This is a genomic window from Streptosporangium sp. 'caverna' (assembly GCF_003203775.1).
Lineage (GTDB): Bacteria > Actinomycetota > Actinomycetes > Streptosporangiales > Streptosporangiaceae > Streptosporangium > Streptosporangium subroseum.
Genome location: NZ_CP029711.1, coordinates 174,749 through 188,549 on the forward strand (window position 1 = coordinate 174,749; position 13,801 = coordinate 188,549).

14 protein-coding genes are annotated in these 13,801 nt (G+C 67.9%); 5 read left to right on the forward strand and 9 right to left on the reverse strand.

Going from position 1 to position 13,801, the window contains the following annotated elements:
• Positions 1-111: 111 nt before the first annotated feature.
• Positions 112-1,059, reverse strand: a complete 948-nt coding sequence (locus tag DKM19_RS00870) for an NADP-dependent oxidoreductase (RefSeq protein ID WP_239514023.1) — start codon at positions 1,057-1,059, stop codon at positions 112-114.
• 509 nt (positions 1,060-1,568) lie between these two features.
• On the opposite strand from DKM19_RS00870, the gene DKM19_RS00875 reads away from it, so the two are divergent.
• Positions 1,569-2,147 carry a hypothetical protein gene (locus DKM19_RS00875; RefSeq protein ID WP_110694045.1) on the forward strand — a complete coding sequence of 193 codons (579 nt, stop codon included), beginning with the start codon at positions 1,569-1,571 and terminating at the stop codon, positions 2,145-2,147.
• Between the two features lie 176 nt (positions 2,148-2,323).
• Here the strand turns inward: DKM19_RS00875 and DKM19_RS00880 are convergent, their stop codons facing one another.
• The 5 genes from DKM19_RS00880 to DKM19_RS00895 all read right to left on the reverse strand — a co-directional run bounded on the left by DKM19_RS00880 (position 2,324) and on the right by DKM19_RS00895 (position 7,518).
• A complete protein-coding gene (locus DKM19_RS00880; RefSeq protein WP_110705401.1) occupies positions 2,324-3,157 on the reverse strand; it encodes a helix-turn-helix transcriptional regulator in 834 nt (277 codons plus the stop codon).
• 24 nt (positions 3,158-3,181) lie between these two features.
• A complete protein-coding gene (locus tag DKM19_RS49185) occupies positions 3,182-3,319 on the reverse strand; it encodes a hypothetical protein (RefSeq protein ID WP_162641174.1) in 138 nt (45 codons plus the stop codon).
• 307 nt (positions 3,320-3,626) lie between these two features.
• Positions 3,627-5,906, reverse strand: a complete 2,280-nt coding sequence (locus DKM19_RS00885; RefSeq protein WP_239514024.1) for a xanthine dehydrogenase family protein molybdopterin-binding subunit — start codon at positions 5,904-5,906, stop codon at positions 3,627-3,629.
• A complete protein-coding gene (locus tag DKM19_RS00890) occupies positions 5,903-6,895 on the reverse strand; it encodes a xanthine dehydrogenase family protein subunit M (RefSeq protein WP_110694046.1) in 993 nt (330 codons plus the stop codon). Before DKM19_RS00890 ends, DKM19_RS00885 begins: the two co-directional genes overlap by 4 nt.
• Positions 6,892-7,518, reverse strand: coding sequence for a 2Fe-2S iron-sulfur cluster-binding protein (locus tag DKM19_RS00895; protein ID WP_110694047.1), 627 nt, complete (start codon positions 7,516-7,518; stop codon positions 6,892-6,894). The genes DKM19_RS00890 and DKM19_RS00895 overlap by 4 nt, the downstream gene beginning before the upstream one ends.
• Positions 7,519-8,119: 601 nt before the next feature.
• Between DKM19_RS00895 and DKM19_RS00900 the strand changes: the two genes are divergently transcribed.
• The gene (locus DKM19_RS00900; protein WP_110694048.1) at positions 8,120-9,178 is read left to right on the forward strand and encodes a DUF3800 domain-containing protein; all 1,059 of its coding nucleotides are present in this window, start codon (positions 8,120-8,122) and stop codon (positions 9,176-9,178) included.
• A gap of 71 nt (positions 9,179-9,249) precedes the next feature.
• On the opposite strand, the gene DKM19_RS00905 is transcribed toward DKM19_RS00900, so the two are convergent.
• Positions 9,250-9,852 carry a TIGR03086 family metal-binding protein gene (locus DKM19_RS00905; RefSeq protein WP_110694049.1) on the reverse strand — a complete coding sequence of 201 codons (603 nt, stop codon included), beginning with the start codon at positions 9,850-9,852 and terminating at the stop codon, positions 9,250-9,252.
• 79 nt (positions 9,853-9,931) lie between these two features.
• Between DKM19_RS00905 and DKM19_RS00910 the strand changes: the two genes are divergently transcribed.
• Positions 9,932-10,369, forward strand: a complete 438-nt coding sequence (locus DKM19_RS00910) for a MarR family winged helix-turn-helix transcriptional regulator (RefSeq protein WP_204358603.1) — start codon at positions 9,932-9,934, stop codon at positions 10,367-10,369.
• Positions 10,370-10,383: 14 nt separating this feature from the next.
• Here DKM19_RS00910 and DKM19_RS00915 read toward each other — a convergent pair whose 3' ends face one another.
• Positions 10,384-11,388 (reverse strand): hypothetical protein, encoded by a 1,005-nt coding sequence (locus DKM19_RS00915; RefSeq protein ID WP_162641175.1) that lies wholly within the window; start codon positions 11,386-11,388, stop codon positions 10,384-10,386.
• Between the two features lie 745 nt (positions 11,389-12,133).
• Between DKM19_RS00915 and DKM19_RS00925 the strand changes: the two genes are divergently transcribed.
• Positions 12,134-12,385 (forward strand): SCO4226 family nickel-binding protein, encoded by a 252-nt coding sequence (locus DKM19_RS00925; RefSeq protein ID WP_110694052.1) that lies wholly within the window; start codon positions 12,134-12,136, stop codon positions 12,383-12,385.
• A gap of 362 nt (positions 12,386-12,747) precedes the next feature.
• On the opposite strand, the gene DKM19_RS00930 is transcribed toward DKM19_RS00925, so the two are convergent.
• Complete coding sequence (locus tag DKM19_RS00930) at positions 12,748-13,170, reverse strand: MarR family winged helix-turn-helix transcriptional regulator (RefSeq protein ID WP_204358604.1); 423 nt, start codon at positions 13,168-13,170, stop codon at positions 12,748-12,750.
• 70 nt (positions 13,171-13,240) lie between these two features.
• Here DKM19_RS00930 and DKM19_RS00935 point away from each other — a divergent pair, with 70 nt between their 5' ends.
• The gene (locus DKM19_RS00935) at positions 13,241-13,630 is read left to right on the forward strand and encodes a PPOX class F420-dependent oxidoreductase (protein WP_110694053.1); all 390 of its coding nucleotides are present in this window, start codon (positions 13,241-13,243) and stop codon (positions 13,628-13,630) included.
• Positions 13,631-13,801 lie beyond the last annotated feature (171 nt).

Genomic DNA, 13,801 nt, shown 5'->3' on the forward strand with positions numbered 1-13,801 from the left:
ACGAGACGCTCGCGTGGACGCCGGGTTCGCTGTCGCCCTCTTCGTGCGGGCCGCCTCGCCAGAGCGGCTCCCGCCCCTCGAATCCGCGGAGCAGGATCGAAGAAGCCCGATCTACACGGTGAGCACGATCTTGCCGGTGGTGCGCCCCGTCTCGCCTCGCTCATGGGCCTTGGCCGCCTCTTCCAGTGGCAGTACCGTATCGATCTCGGCACGCAGCCCGCCCTTCTCGACCAGCGCGGCGATCGCCCTCATGCCGGCGTAGTCCGGCTCCACGAGCATGGACTCCGCGCGGATGCCCAGCTCCTCGGCCTGGGCATTGAGCCCTTCAGCCATGTTGGACAGCACGAGCGACACGATGACGCCGCCTTCGCGCAGGGTGCGCAGTGAACGCGGTCCGTAGTCGCCGCCCATGGTGTCGATCACCACGTCGACGTCTCCGACCGCCTCGGCGAAGTCCACGTTCCGGTAGTCGATGAGCTCGTCCGCCCCGAGGCCGCGCAGGAACTCGTGCTTGGCCGCGCTTACCGTACCGATGACGTGAGCCCCCCGGGCCTTGGCCATCTGCACCGCGAGATGGCCCACTCCGCCCGCGGCGGCGTGGACGAGCACCCGCTGCCCGGCCTTCACCCCCGCGATGTCCACCAGCGCCTGCCACGCGGTCAGCGCGGCCAGGGGGAGCGCGGCCGCCTGCACATGGTCGATCTTCCCGGGCTTGCGGGCGAACGTGCGGGCGGGTGCGGTCACGTACTCGGCGAACGCGCCGTGGCCGTACGGGTAGCGCAGCATGCCGAACACCTCGTCACCCGGCTTGTAGAGAGCTGTCCCGATTCCGACGGACTCGACGACACCGGAGACGTCCCACCCGAGGACGAACGGCGGGCTCCCCAGCAAGCCGCCCGTGGCGCGATGCTTCCAGTCCGTCGGGTTGACCCCGGCCGCATGCACCCGCACCAGCACCTCGGTCGGGCCCGGCGTGGGCCGCTCCACCTCTATCTCCTTCAGCACCTCGGGGCCACCCAGGATGTCCTGGCTGATCGCACGCATTGTCGTCGTAGTCATGACGACAAGCATTTCAGCGACCCGGCGGCATCGGAAAGTGGCCAGGTGATCGATATGCGAAAGGATCCGGCCAATCGCGTGCGCTCCCCTCCCCCGCGGACCGGGCCTTCGCCCAGCGGCTACTGCGGGATCGGCGGCACCGGCCTCTTGTGCCCGCATGAGACCGACCAGGACCACCGGCGGTAAGGGTTCGGTCCACGAGAGAAACCGCCACCGGGGGCTCATCCTCGTGAGGGTGGGAACGGCAGAGGAGAGGCCGGTAGGGATTGGGTGGACTGGTTGGATTCATGATTCGACGAGGTCTTGGCTCCCTCCGCCGCGATCTACTTGATCGCGACGGCGGGCACCGGGACCACCGTTTGATTCGCACCGCACCGCGAGCCGTCGTCACCGACGATCGACGCGGGGTGCAATCGAGGTCTTGTTGCTGACCTTCTCTGATGACCTGGCGAGCAGTGGCGATGCGACCACCTCTTGCCAGTGTCGCGAGCGACCTAGATCATTCCTGCATGCAAGACGTCAAGTGGAGCGAACGGCCGCCTAGGCGGTGGTACTTCGCAGCGCTCGCCGTTGTGACGCTGATCAGTTTGTACGGGGCCAGCGGGCCCGTCTGGAATTTCCAGCTCGTGTTGCTGATGCTTCCCGCCTGGATGGTGCTGGGCCTGCATTGGCTCGTCCGCACGGCCGTGGCGGTCGGGTCGATGGGGCGGGCAGCTGCACGCCGGCAGTGGCTTCGCTGGATGTCGGCACCGCTCGTCGTCCTCGGCTTGGTAGTGGTGCTCGCGGTGGACGGCCCGATGTGGGTGCGGTTCACTCTCTCCGAACCGAGCATGCAGGCATACGCGAAGACGATCGCTGCGGGCAATGAAATTGATCGGAGCTGTCGGTGGCTGGGGCTCTATCACGTCTGTTGGGGCGAACCCGTCGAAGGCGGCGCCCTGCTCGTGGTCGGGGACATCCCATCGATACAGACGATGGGGTTCGCGTGGCTCCCGGGTGGTCAGGAGCCGTCCGATGCGGGCTACGAAAACTACTACACCCCTTTCACCGGCACCTGGTGGGACTGGCAAGGCTGGGACAGCCTGTGATCTGACCACGGAGAGAATCGCTGGGGGGAGTCTCCCGAGTAGACGATCACGGACTGATACGGGTGGCGCGATCCTTGCCGATCAGCACCGTGAACCGAACCGGTCTCCGACCGGCTTCGCCGCCGTCGGGCGCCGGTGATCATTTCCGGGGTGCGCGGTGTCCGTCCGGCGTGTGGTCAGCCGCGTTCGTGGCCGATGACGGACAGCAGTTGGAGTTTCTCGTAGCTCTCGCTACCCGGTGATGCGGTGTGGACCAGCAGCAACTGGGACTGGTCGGGGTCGATCAGGATCTGGCAGTGCAGTTCGAGCAGGCCGAGCTGCGGGTGCTGGATGTGTTTGGGCGGGCAGTACGGACCCGCGACCGGGTGCTCGCGCCAGATTCCGGCGAATTCGGGGCTCTTGGCGAGCAGGGCATCGACGATCGCGGTCGCGCGGGGGTCCTTGCTGTCGCGCGTGTACACGCGGTGCAGGTCCGCCGTGATCAGCCTGCTGTGGGTCGGGTGGTCGTCCTCGGGGTAGATCAACCGGGTGGCGGGGTCGGTGAACCACCGGTAGTGCAGGCTGCGCGCCGGCCCGGTGTGCAGGCTCTCGTCGCCGACCAGTGCCTTTGACAACCGGGTCTGCTTCAGCGTCTCCCCGAGGTAGGTCACGACCTGGGCGGCTGCGTCTTCGAGTCCGTCGAAGATGCGCATCATCCCCGGGGTCAGGTGATCGGCGCGCAGGGCCCGTTGCGGGGTGGCGTAGCCGGCGAGGCGGAACATGTGGTCGCGTTCTTCGAGGGAGAGGCGCAGGCCACGGGCGAGCGAGGCGAGCATCTGCTCCGACGGGTGCGGCCCGCGTTGCTGTTCCAGCCTGCTGTAGTAGTCGATCGACATGTCGGACAGCACGGCGACCTCCTCACGGCGCAGCCCGCCGGTACGCCGCCGCCTGCCACGGGGGAGCCCCACGTCCTCGGGTTGCAGCGCCTCCCTGCGGGTGCGCAGGAAGTCGGCGAGTCGGGGCCGGTCCACGGTTCCGTTCTCCTCTCCCACGTTTCAGACGATGGCGAATTCGACACGGGCCGATTTCAGGAAGTGGATGTCGGCCTTGTCCCGTGCGGGCCTGCAGGGAGCCGGGCCGAGGCGGTTACCCATGCCCGGCGGCGCCGCGAGCCCGTCCGCCAGGTCGGTCACGGACATCTGCTCACAACAATTCCCTGGTCCGGAGTGTTTCCTCACGGTGCCAAGCGTCGCAGGTCCGGCACGCCGTATCCATGCACTGTCGATCCGGGGATCCGGGGTGAGCGGGTGCGGATCCACGGATCAGGAGAACATCCCCATACGTCAAACACCCCGTGCCAGATCACGTGCTCCGCAAGAGGTCGCGTGATCTGGCACGGGGAATCTCCGGTTCAGGCCGGGGAGGAGGTCAAGGCATCGAGGAGTTTCTCGAGACGAAGTCCAGCGCTGACCGTCCGCCGCCGGGAAGCACCTCATCCACTCAGTACGTCCCCGCGCCGCCGTTCTCGATCGCGGTCCCGGCCGTCAGCACCCGGTCGAGACGGATGGGCAGGTTCCGGTGGCGTATGCCGGTCGCGTGCCAGACGGCATTGGCGATGGCCGCCGCGACCCCGACGATTCCGATCTCGCCGAGGCCCTTGATCCCGGTGGGGTTGTAGGTGTCCGGGTCGCCGACCCAGCCGGCTTCGATGACGGGCACGTCCGCGTTGGACGCCACGTGGTAGCCCGCGAGGTCGCCGTTCACCAGGCCGCCGGACGCGATGTCCCTGATCCCCTCCTCGTGCAACGCCATCGACAGTCCCATGATCATTCCGCCGATGAGCTGGCTGCGCGCGGTCAACGGGTTGACGACCCGGCCCACGGCGAAGGTCCCGAGCATCCGCCGTACCCGTACCTCACCGCTGGCCACGTCCACCGCGACCTCGGCGAACTGGGCGCCGAAGGCATATCGTTCCTGCCCCCGCATGGCCATGACCAGCTCTGTCGTGTCCGCCCGGGCCGTTGTCCCCTCTCCCGGGATCTGGTCCACGTGGGCCAGTTTCTCCCGTAGCGCGGCCGCCGCCTCGGTGATCGCCCAGGCCCAGGAAGCGGTGCCCATGGAGCCTCCGGCGAGAAACGCGGGCCCGAAGTCGCTGTCCGCGATCTTCACCCGGACGGTCTTCAGGGGCGTCTCCAGCGCGTCGGCGGCGATCTGGGTGAGCGCGGTACGGGCGCCGGTCCCGATGTCGGCCGCGGCGATCCGCACCGTGAAGGTGCCGTCAGCCTCGGCGGTGATGGATGCCGAGGACGGCGCGGTCCCCGCGGAGTGGGCCGCCGCGGCCATACCGGTTCCGAGCAGCCAGCGCCCCTCCCTGCGCGTTCCGGGGCGCGGGTCCCGGTCCGTCCAGCCGAACCGGCGCGCTCCCTCCTCGAAACAGGGGATGAGGTTGCGGCTGCTGAACGGCAGCCCGGACGCGGGTCCGACCTCGGGTTCGTTGCGGAGGCGGAGCGCGATCGGGTCCAGCCCGGTCTTCTCGGCGAGCTCGTCCATCGCGGACTCGATGGCGAACGAGCCGGGAGCCCAGCCCGGAGCGCGCATGAAGGACGGGGTCGGCACGTCGAGCCGTACCACCCTGGTGCGGGTGCGCAGCGCGTCGGCGGCGTATACGACGCGACTGGGCTGCGCGCTCTGCTCCACGTACTCGTTGATGGTGGACGAGAACGAGGTGGCGTCGTGGTCGAGTGCCCGCAGCCGCCCGCCGGGCTCCGCGCCCAGCCGGATCCGCTGCGCCGTCGCGGGCCGGAACCCGACCAGCGAGAACAGCTGCCGCCGGGTGAGGACGACCCGGACCGGACGGTCGAGCACGGTGGCGGCCATCGCCGCGACTATCAGGTGCGGACGCATCAGGCCCTTGGACCCGAAGGCGCCGCCGACGTGCTCCGACCGCACCCGTACCGAGGTCGCGTCGAGGAAGAACAGCTTGGCCAGGTCCTGCGCGACGGCGTGGGAACCCTGGTTGGAGTCGATCACCTCCAGGCGGCCGTCCTCCCATCGCGCCACCGCGGCGTGGGGCTCCATCGCGGTGTGGTACTCCTCGGGCGTGGTGTACTCCTCGTCCACCACCACGGCGGACGCGGCCAGCTCCGCCTCGATGTCGCCCTTCTCCGTATCCGTCCGCGCCCGGGGTCCCCCGTCCGGCGCGTGCAGACCGGGGTGGCCCGAGGAGAAGACGACGTCGTGCGGTTCCTCGTCATAGGTGACGACGAGCGCCTCGGCGGCCGCCCTGGCCTGTTCCGGGGTCTCCGCGACCACCAGCGCCACCGGCCAGCCGACGTGCGGCACACGGTCGTCCTGCAGGATCTGCAGGGTCGCGTCGGGCCCCATCATGCCCACCCCCGGCTTCAGGCGCGGCGCGTTCTCGTGGTGCAGGACGGCGAGCACGCCGGGCATCGCGAGGACGGGCTCGGCGCCGATGGAACGGATTCGGCCGCGGGCCACGGTCGAGGTCGCCAGCCAGCCGTACGCGAGTTCGGCGAACGGGACCTCCCCGGCGTAGCGGGCGGCGCCGGTGACCTTGGCGCGGCCCTCCAGGCGGGTGCGCGAGGTGCCGACGGCACCGGAGGAGCCGGCGGTACGGGTGGGCGCGGTGGTGGTCGTACCGGCGGCGGCCACCGCGGTGGACGGGGTGGACACGGTCTGCGCGGCCACCGCGGTGGACGGGGTGGACACGGTCTGCGCGGTCATCGGGGTGGAGGGGGCGGACACGGTCTGCGCGGTCATCGGACATCCTCCTGTGTGAGCTCGGTCAGCATGGCGACGACCAGATTCCGGATCAGCGGCACCTTGTACCCGTTGTGCGTCAGGGGTCTGGCCGCGGCCAGTTCGGCGTCGGCCGCGGCGGCGAACGCCTCAGGTGTCGCCGGTCCGCCGGTCAGCGCCTGCTCGGCCTTCCGCGCGCGCCACGGCCGGGACGCGACCGCTCCGAAGGCGAGCCGCACATCCCGTACGGTGCCGTCCTCGACGTCCAGGGCGGCCGCGATCGAGCCGTTGGCGAACGCGTAGGACGCGCGCTCTCGCACCTTTCGGTAGCGGGAGCGGGCAGCCACCGGGGCGGCTGGAAGAGTCACTCCGGTGATCAGCGCGCCGGGCGGCAGGGCGGTCTCGCGGTGCGGGGTGTCGCCGACCGGCAGGTAGAACTCCGACAGGGGCAGCTCGGCGGGTCCGTCCGCGGTGTGGACGGAGATGACGGCGTCGAAGGCGGCGAGCGCCACACCCATGTCCGAGGGGTGAGTGGCCACGCAGTGCTCTGACCAGTCGAGGATGGCGTGGTTGTGATGCTCGCCCGTGAGTGCCGGGCAACCGCTGCCGGGCACGCGCTTGTTGCACGGTTGGGTCGTGTCGCCGAAGTAGCCGCAGCGGGTGCGCTGCAGCAGGTTCCCGCCGACGGTTGCCATGTTGCGCAACTGGCCGGACGCGCCCGCGAGCACCGCCTGGGCCAGCGCGGGGTAGCGGCGCCTGACCTCGGGGTCGGCGGCGAGGTCGCTGTTGGTGACGGTCGCGCCGATCTTCAGGGCCCCGTCGTCCGCGACCTCGATCCGGTCAAGGGGGAGCTCGCGGACGTCGATCAGCAGCGCGGGGTTCTCCACACCGGTCTTCATCAGATCGACGAGGTTGGTGCCACCGCCGAGGAAGCGGGCCTCGGGGTCCGTGGCGAGCATGGAGACCGCTCCGGCCACGTCGGTCGCGCGCATGTAGCCGAACTCTCTCATGCCGTCACCCGCGCGTCGGAGCCGCCGGCCGGGACCGTACCGCTGCCGGAGCCGCCGGCCGGAACCGTGTCGCCGGCGGATTCACGCACCGCCGCCGCCTGCGCCGCCGCTTCCGCGACCGCGCGCACGATCGACACGTACGCCCCGCAGCGGCATAGGTTGCCGCTCATCCGTTCGCGTATCTCGTCGTCGTCGAGTGGGGGTGGTCCCGTCTCGGGCCGGAGGTCGGCCGTGGCGGCGCTCGGCCAGCCCGCGGCGTGCTCCTCGATCACGGCGACCGCGGAGCAGACCTGACCGGGCGTGCAGTAGCCGCACTGGTAACCGTCGAAGTCGAGGAATGCCTGCTGCACCGGATGCAGCCGCTCACCGTCGGCCATGCCCTCGATGGTGGTGACCGAGCGTCCCTCGGCGGCGACCGCGAGCTGGAGGCAGGAGTTGGCCCGCCGGCCGTCGAGAAGGACGGTGCAGGCTCCGCACTGCCCCTGGTCGCAGCCCTTCTTCGTCCCTGTCAGATCGATGTGCTCTCTCAGGGCGTCGAGCAGGGTGGTGCGGTTGTCGACTGTGAGCGAATGCGTTTCGCCGTTGACACGTAGCGAGATGGCACTGGACTTTGTGGGGTTCATTACATCTCCTGAAGGTGAGGCGCTGGGAGGTCGCCGCAGGTGGCGGCCAGAGCGCCGTGCAGCCCGACCGTCAGGCCGAAATGTCCGAGGTGGTTCGTCGGTGCGCGGGCGGTCTCGGCTCCGACGGAACAAGGGAAAGACGATGACTGATCCTCATATGCACACCGGCGAGGGTATCTTTCCCGGATTCAAGGCTGTGGAGATCTTTGCACTCCAGCCCGCGGACCGTCGGCGCCGGTGGGGCGCTCCGTCTCCGAGATGATGACCGCGTGGCGCCCGTCGTCGGTGGGTGGCCGGGTGCCTGCCGGTCGGTGCGGCCGGGCCGGCGGAAGGGTTTCGGGGTGACGGCCCCACTCGGACCAAAAACTATTATCGTAAATCTGCGTCTGTTGATAGAGTTTTGGTGCTATTCCCGCAATGGTTGTCGTGCAATAAGCGTGCTTCTGGCTGGATCCTGAGGAAACTTGGTCGGCGTGAGGTTTTTGGTCTTATTGATTCGCGCGCTCCGTGGTCGGATGACCATCCGCGCGTGCGAGTTTTCTGGAATCCATCACGTGGGCATCGACATGGCCTATGCATTTAAAATTCATGAGGGAACCAGATGGTGACAGGTGATCGAAACGGCTCCGTGCCGGAAGAATTCCTGTCGACCGATCTGGCCCTTGAGATCGCCTGTGACGAGTCCGGCTCGGAGGGCGAGAAGCTCATCGGCGGAAATACCGATGTTTTCGCACATGCCGGTGTCCGTCTGAGCGTCGAATCGGCGGCGGAGTGCATCCGGGAGACCCGGGACAGAATAAGGTCTCCGGCAATGGAGTACAAAGCGAACCACCTACTCCGCGAGAAAAATCGGCCGGTCCTCAAGTGGCTGCTCGGGCCTCTGGGGCCGATTCACGGGAACGCGTATGTGCATCTCACCGACAAGACGTTCTTCGCCGTCGGCAAGATGGTTGACCTGCTCGTCGGGGAGGTCACTTACGCGGCACGTATGGGTTTGTATCGAGACGAGCAAGCCGAGGCCATGGCCGTCGTCCTGTACCGCGAGGGTCGGCGTGCGTTCGGGAGCGAACGGTGGAAGGCCTTTCTGGAGACGTTCAACGATCTGATGCGGGCCAGGACGTCTGTCGACTCGTTCTTCCGTATGGTCGACGTTCTGAGCCTCGCGGGCGCACCGGGCAGGGTCGGCGAAATCATGGAACTGCTCGGGCGGGCCAGGCCTCACGCCGACTCTTTCCGGGCGCGGCTTCTCGACAACCCGAAGATGATTCCGGCGCTGGACCCCTTGATCCCGGCCATCGTCCAGACCATCCTCCACTGGAGTGGAGATGGCGGCCCCGTATCCATCGTTCATGACGAGCACAACGCGTTGACGGAAGAGCGCATCGAACAGCTCAAGGAGATGTTCGGCAAGCCACGGCACGCCGTTCCCCGCCATTCACCGTCTGGTCGGCTGGCCAGTCTGAGGCTTGTCGACTCGCGTCTGGATCCACGGGTTCAGGTTGCCGATTTCCTTGCGGGAGTGGCGCGGAAGATAGCGTCGGACGAACTCAACGAACGAGGCGACGGGGAGCTCGTCGCGTTGCTGCGGCCGTATGTGGACGCATCCTCGATCTGGGGAGACGAACGGAGCTGGTCTCTGCTGGGACCTCCGTCTGCTTGATCCCAAGGCGCCGGGTCGATACGTCTCGCGAGGGCCGATCCGGGTACGGCGCCGCCGCCGGACCCCGACCGCTACGGAACCGTCACTCCGTAGCCGCGCGGGGAGCGGCCGAGCATGGCGAGGATCAGGTCGAAGCGGGTCGCGTCCTCGGGGAGGGCCAGACTCGGCTGGAACGCGGCGCCCGGCCTACGGCGTCGCTCGTCGTCCGGGATCGCCTGGACGATCGGCCACGCGGCCTCCACCAGCTCCGGCTCCGCGGTGAACCCGACGCCGAGTGACTGGGCGACGTCCCAGCCGTGCACCAGGTAGTCGATGAGGTGAAAGCCGATGGCCTGTGCCGCGGGAAACGTCAGCCCTCTCCCGAACTCGGGTAGTGCGAACGCTCGATCCAGCACACCGTCTTCCGCGAAGGCCGTCATCACGCGTTCGGCGGCACCGGTGTAGGCCGAGACGGCACCGTCGCCGAGCGGCTCGGCCCGCCACACGGCCAGATCGGCTCCGGTTCCCTCCGCCGCCGCGGCGAAGCCGTGGTGCTGAGCGGTCATGTGGGCGAGCAGATCGGCCAGTGTCCAGCCGGCGCACGGCGTCGGCCGGCCGAGGTCCTCGATCGTCACCTTGGCGACCAGGTCCACGCTCGCGCGCACCGCACGTCTGTCCAGTTCTCGAACGTCCATGAACGACTCCTCACATTGATAAACCTAAGCACATAATCTACACATGCTTATCATCTGTCAATGCGTATAATGTGTTGCCGTGACGGACCGCCCCGATCTGGCCGCGATGATCAGCCCGCTGAGCAGGGCGCTCATCGACGCCGAGCTGCCCGTGCTGCACGAGCACGGCCTGTCGATGTGGGCCTACTCGGTCCTGCTCGCGCTGGACGAACGGCCGCTGCGGACCCAGGCCGCACTCGCGGAGTCCATCGGCGCGGACAAGACACGCATCATCGGAGTCCTCGACGACCTTCAGCGCAGAGGTCTCATCGAGCGGACCCCCGACCCCGCCGACCGGCGTGCCCGTGTCCTGTCGTTGACCGCCGAAGGCCGCCGCATACGCGACTCCGCGCAGGCGGGCATCCGGCGCGGGGAAGAACGCCTGCTGGCACGTCTTTCCGCCGAAGACCGGCGTGGATTCCTGCGCGCCCTGCAGGCGCTCGCCGCCCTGTCTCCCGAAGAGATCGCCGGCGCCTAGCCACAGGGACGGGGTCACGCTGATGGGCCGGTGGTCCTGGAGGGACGGCGAGCCTGCCGTACCGACACGACGATTGTCGCGCTTACCGTCACAGCGGCCAGGAGAGATCCCGCGGCGGTCAGCGTCAGGCCGTCCGGATGGGTCAGGGCTTGGCCGCGCTGTGCCTGCCACAGCAGGAGGCCGATGACCCCGGCGTAACCGAGCGCGGCGACGATCACGAGGGCGGTGCGGGCCGTCATATCGTGCAGGACGGGGAAGCGGCGTGCGAGCAGCCGGAGTCCGACCGCGATCAGGGGGAGTGCCTGCAGGGCGTGCAGTCCGACGAAGTGCGCGACGCGGAGGTCGCCTGACCCGGTTGCCCATCCGGTCAGCGGCATGGTGGCGCCGCCGTCGAACCCGCCGACGGAGTGTGCCCCGATAGTGGTCGGTTTCAGCCCGTTCCTGAGCACTTCCGCCTGGTCCGGGGTTGGACTGGTCATCAGGTAGCCGATCGACATGCCGCCGAGGGACAGTGCGGTCCCGAGGGGGATCGCCCATGCCATCGCTCTGTCGAGCCGGCGCTGGAAGAGGAGGAAGACGCCCACGGCGAAGGTCATCAGCCAGCCCAGGTAGGCCGCACCGCCCATGATCGTGAAGAGGGTCCCGTCCAGCGGCGTGGAGAAGTTGAAGTGGCTGCGTACACCGCGCGCGGCCTGAAAGGTGATGACCGCGATCTCTGGGAGAAGGAAGCCCAGGACGACCACCGTGGCCAACCACCAGAGCGTTCGCCGCCATCGCTGGACCTTGCCCAGCATCCACGCCAGCGTGGCCGCGTACAGCGCGAAGGACACGGCGAACTTGAACGGCTTGAGCCAGACCGGCTCGCCGAGTACGGTGCGCTCGTCGATCACCATTCCGATGCCGCTTAACACGGTGAGTACGGTCATGCCCGCCGCGCACAACAGCAGCGGGCGGTGAATGGTCATCAGGTCGCGGCGGGCTTCCCGGTGAGGGTGGGGGCGGGTGAGCAGGTTCGTCATGGTTGACAGCCTGTTGAACTGGGCCGACGCGAACCAGAGACAAGGTCATCTATGGGATGTGACCTCATCACGATCAAGACTTTTCGCTACATAACGCATTTGGTCCAAGCGTCACTCGGAAGTCCGCCATCTCGTTGAAGAGAGCTTCGGAGGCTGCCGCGGAATCGGTGGCACCAGCGTCAAGCCGGTGACCCATCCGAATGAGTTCCTGCCGGACGCGACGGGTCCCGACCGGAGTGGCTCTTCGGGTCCCGCTGCACGGCCTGCTCTCATCTTCGGGGTGCGGGCTCGTGACGCGGTGGGGATGCAACGAGATCCGTCGCCCTTCCGGGTTTCAGGCGAAGCACCCAACGGGCGACCACCTGATGCTCTGGCTCCGCCACCCCGAATCATCGGACGGTCTCCAGGACCGATGTCCAGCCGGGGTGGTCCCCGGGCGGCCGAAATCGCCCGCGTGAGAGCGTTCTACAACGGCATCCGGTTCCACGACGGGCTGGACCACGTCACCCCGGACGACGAGCACGAGGGCCACGGACCGGCGATTTGCAAAGCCCGACAAGCAGGCCTTGAAGAATCCCGGCAACGACGCCTGGAATGGCACCGCATAAACCAGGGAAAACCATCCACGCGGGGAGTCGACGATGCCGGCTGAAAGAATCGCGATCTGCATCATCAAGTCGGCAACGCCTCAGCCTCATCCGATAGAGGCCAGACGCACACCAACCGGTGAATGTGAGGATTCTCGATGCCAAAGTTCATGGACGTCCACAGCGGCTTCGTCGGCGTCACCGAAGAACAACTGCGAGAGGCGCACGAGCGTGATCTGGCGATCGAGGAGGGCGAGGGCGTGCACTTCGAACGCGCGTGGCTCGACCCGGAGTCGGGCAAGGTCTTCTGCCTGTCGTCCGGTCCGTCGAAGGAAGCGGTACTGCGAGTGCACGATAAGGCCGGTCACCCCACGGCGGAAATCTACGAGCTGCCGATCGAGGTCGAGTAGCCGCTGTTTCGCGGTGTCGTTGGGATGACGCAAAATGGGCGGCCGCGCCCATCGATCTTTGGTCCGTCACTTGGCAGGCCGGCGCGGCACACGCGATGGCGGCCATGCTCGTTGTCACTGCCGGCGCGCATTTTGTCCCCACGAGGGTCACGGCCATGACCAGCCAGGCCGACCTGGTGCGTATGGTGCCACCATCCGTGCCGGACCCCGATGTCACCGCATCGGCAGCACCAGAGTCAAGCCGGGTGCCTCGGTCGAGGAGATGACTTCCCGCCACGGTGTTCGGGTGAAAGCTGGAGGCGATGAGGCTTCCGTGCTCGGGCCGCCGGGCATGAGGCGTCGGCAGGGCGCACGTTGCGGTACTAGATCGCTTGGGTGAAGCGGGCGAGCAGGTCGCGGAGGGAGTCGCGTTCGTCCGGGGTGAAGGCGTCGGCGATCCTGCGCTCGATGACCACGGCCGCCGCGTCCGCGATGCGTAGTGTCTCGCGCCCCGTGTCGGTGAGATGGGTCTCCAGCATCGTGCGATGCCACTGATGCGGGCCGCGCTCGATCAGGCCGTGCTCCAGCAGGTTCTTCAGCACGACGGTCATCGCCTGCGGGGTGACGAGGCACTCCCTGGCCAGGGCGGCTGCGGAGATGCCCGGGTTGTCAGCTAGCACGAGTAAGGCGGCGTACTGTGGCACGGTCAGTCCCGCGGTCTTCACCGCCGCGTGCTTGGCTGCCATGAGCCGCTGCTCGGCACGTTTCACGGGCAGGCCGAGCCGCTCCTCCGCAGGCATGTCCATGAGCGGAGCTTACAAGTCATCACTTGAATAAGAAGCTTGATAGGTATCAAAGCTTTGATAGCGTGTCTTCATGACCGTGATTCCGGAGAGCCACCTCGATCTGCTGACCCGCCCTCTGTACGCGCACCTGGCGACGTTGATGCCCGACGGCACCCCGCAGGTGACGCCGGTGTGGACCATCTGGGACGGCGAGTTCCTGCGCTTCACCACCACGACCGACCGGCAGAAGGGACGCAACGCGAGCGCTCGTCCTCACGTGGCCCTCTCGATCAACGACCCGGACCAGCCATACCGCTACCTGGAGGTCCGCGGCACCGTCGAACGGCTCGACCCCGACCCCGAGGGCGCCTTCTTCGACGTGCTGGCCAAGCGCTACGGGCTGGAGTACGAAGCGCCGGTCGGTGACGCCGAGCGCAGGGTGGTTCTCGTCATGAGACCCACCCGCTTCACCAGCCAGTGACACCATGGACGGAATCCTCACACCGACCTGATCGACGCCGGCGTCGGCCACCGGCGCGATCGGTGAGCGCTGCCCCGGCTCACGACGCGCGCTGACGGCGGGGCCGAGGGCCTCGCCGTACCCGATCTCACGGCAGAACGCAGCTTTTCGGATCATGCTCTACGGCTCGCG

Coding starts and splice junctions, on each gene's coding strand:
- DKM19_RS00870 (WP_239514023.1), bottom strand. CDS start 1,059: ATGACTACGACGACAATGCGTGCGATCAGCCAGGACATCCTGGGTGGC.
- DKM19_RS00875 (WP_110694045.1), top strand. CDS start 1,569: ATGCAAGACGTCAAGTGGAGCGAACGGCCGCCTAGGCGGTGGTACTTC.
- DKM19_RS00885 (WP_239514024.1), bottom strand. CDS start 5,906: ATGACCGCGCAGACCGTGTCCGCCCCCTCCACCCCGATGACCGCGCAG.
- DKM19_RS00890 (WP_110694046.1), bottom strand. CDS start 6,895: ATGAGAGAGTTCGGCTACATGCGCGCGACCGACGTGGCCGGAGCGGTC.
- DKM19_RS00895 (WP_110694047.1), bottom strand. CDS start 7,518: ATGAACCCCACAAAGTCCAGTGCCATCTCGCTACGTGTCAACGGCGAA.
- DKM19_RS00900 (WP_110694048.1), top strand. CDS start 8,120: ATGGTGACAGGTGATCGAAACGGCTCCGTGCCGGAAGAATTCCTGTCG.
- DKM19_RS00905 (WP_110694049.1), bottom strand. CDS start 9,852: ATGGACGTTCGAGAACTGGACAGACGTGCGGTGCGCGCGAGCGTGGAC.
- DKM19_RS00915 (WP_162641175.1), bottom strand. CDS start 11,388: ATGACGAACCTGCTCACCCGCCCCCACCCTCACCGGGAAGCCCGCCGC.
- DKM19_RS00925 (WP_110694052.1), top strand. CDS start 12,134: ATGCCAAAGTTCATGGACGTCCACAGCGGCTTCGTCGGCGTCACCGAA.
- DKM19_RS00930 (WP_204358604.1), bottom strand. CDS start 13,170: ATGGACATGCCTGCGGAGGAGCGGCTCGGCCTGCCCGTGAAACGTGCC.
- DKM19_RS00935 (WP_110694053.1), top strand. CDS start 13,241: ATGACCGTGATTCCGGAGAGCCACCTCGATCTGCTGACCCGCCCTCTG.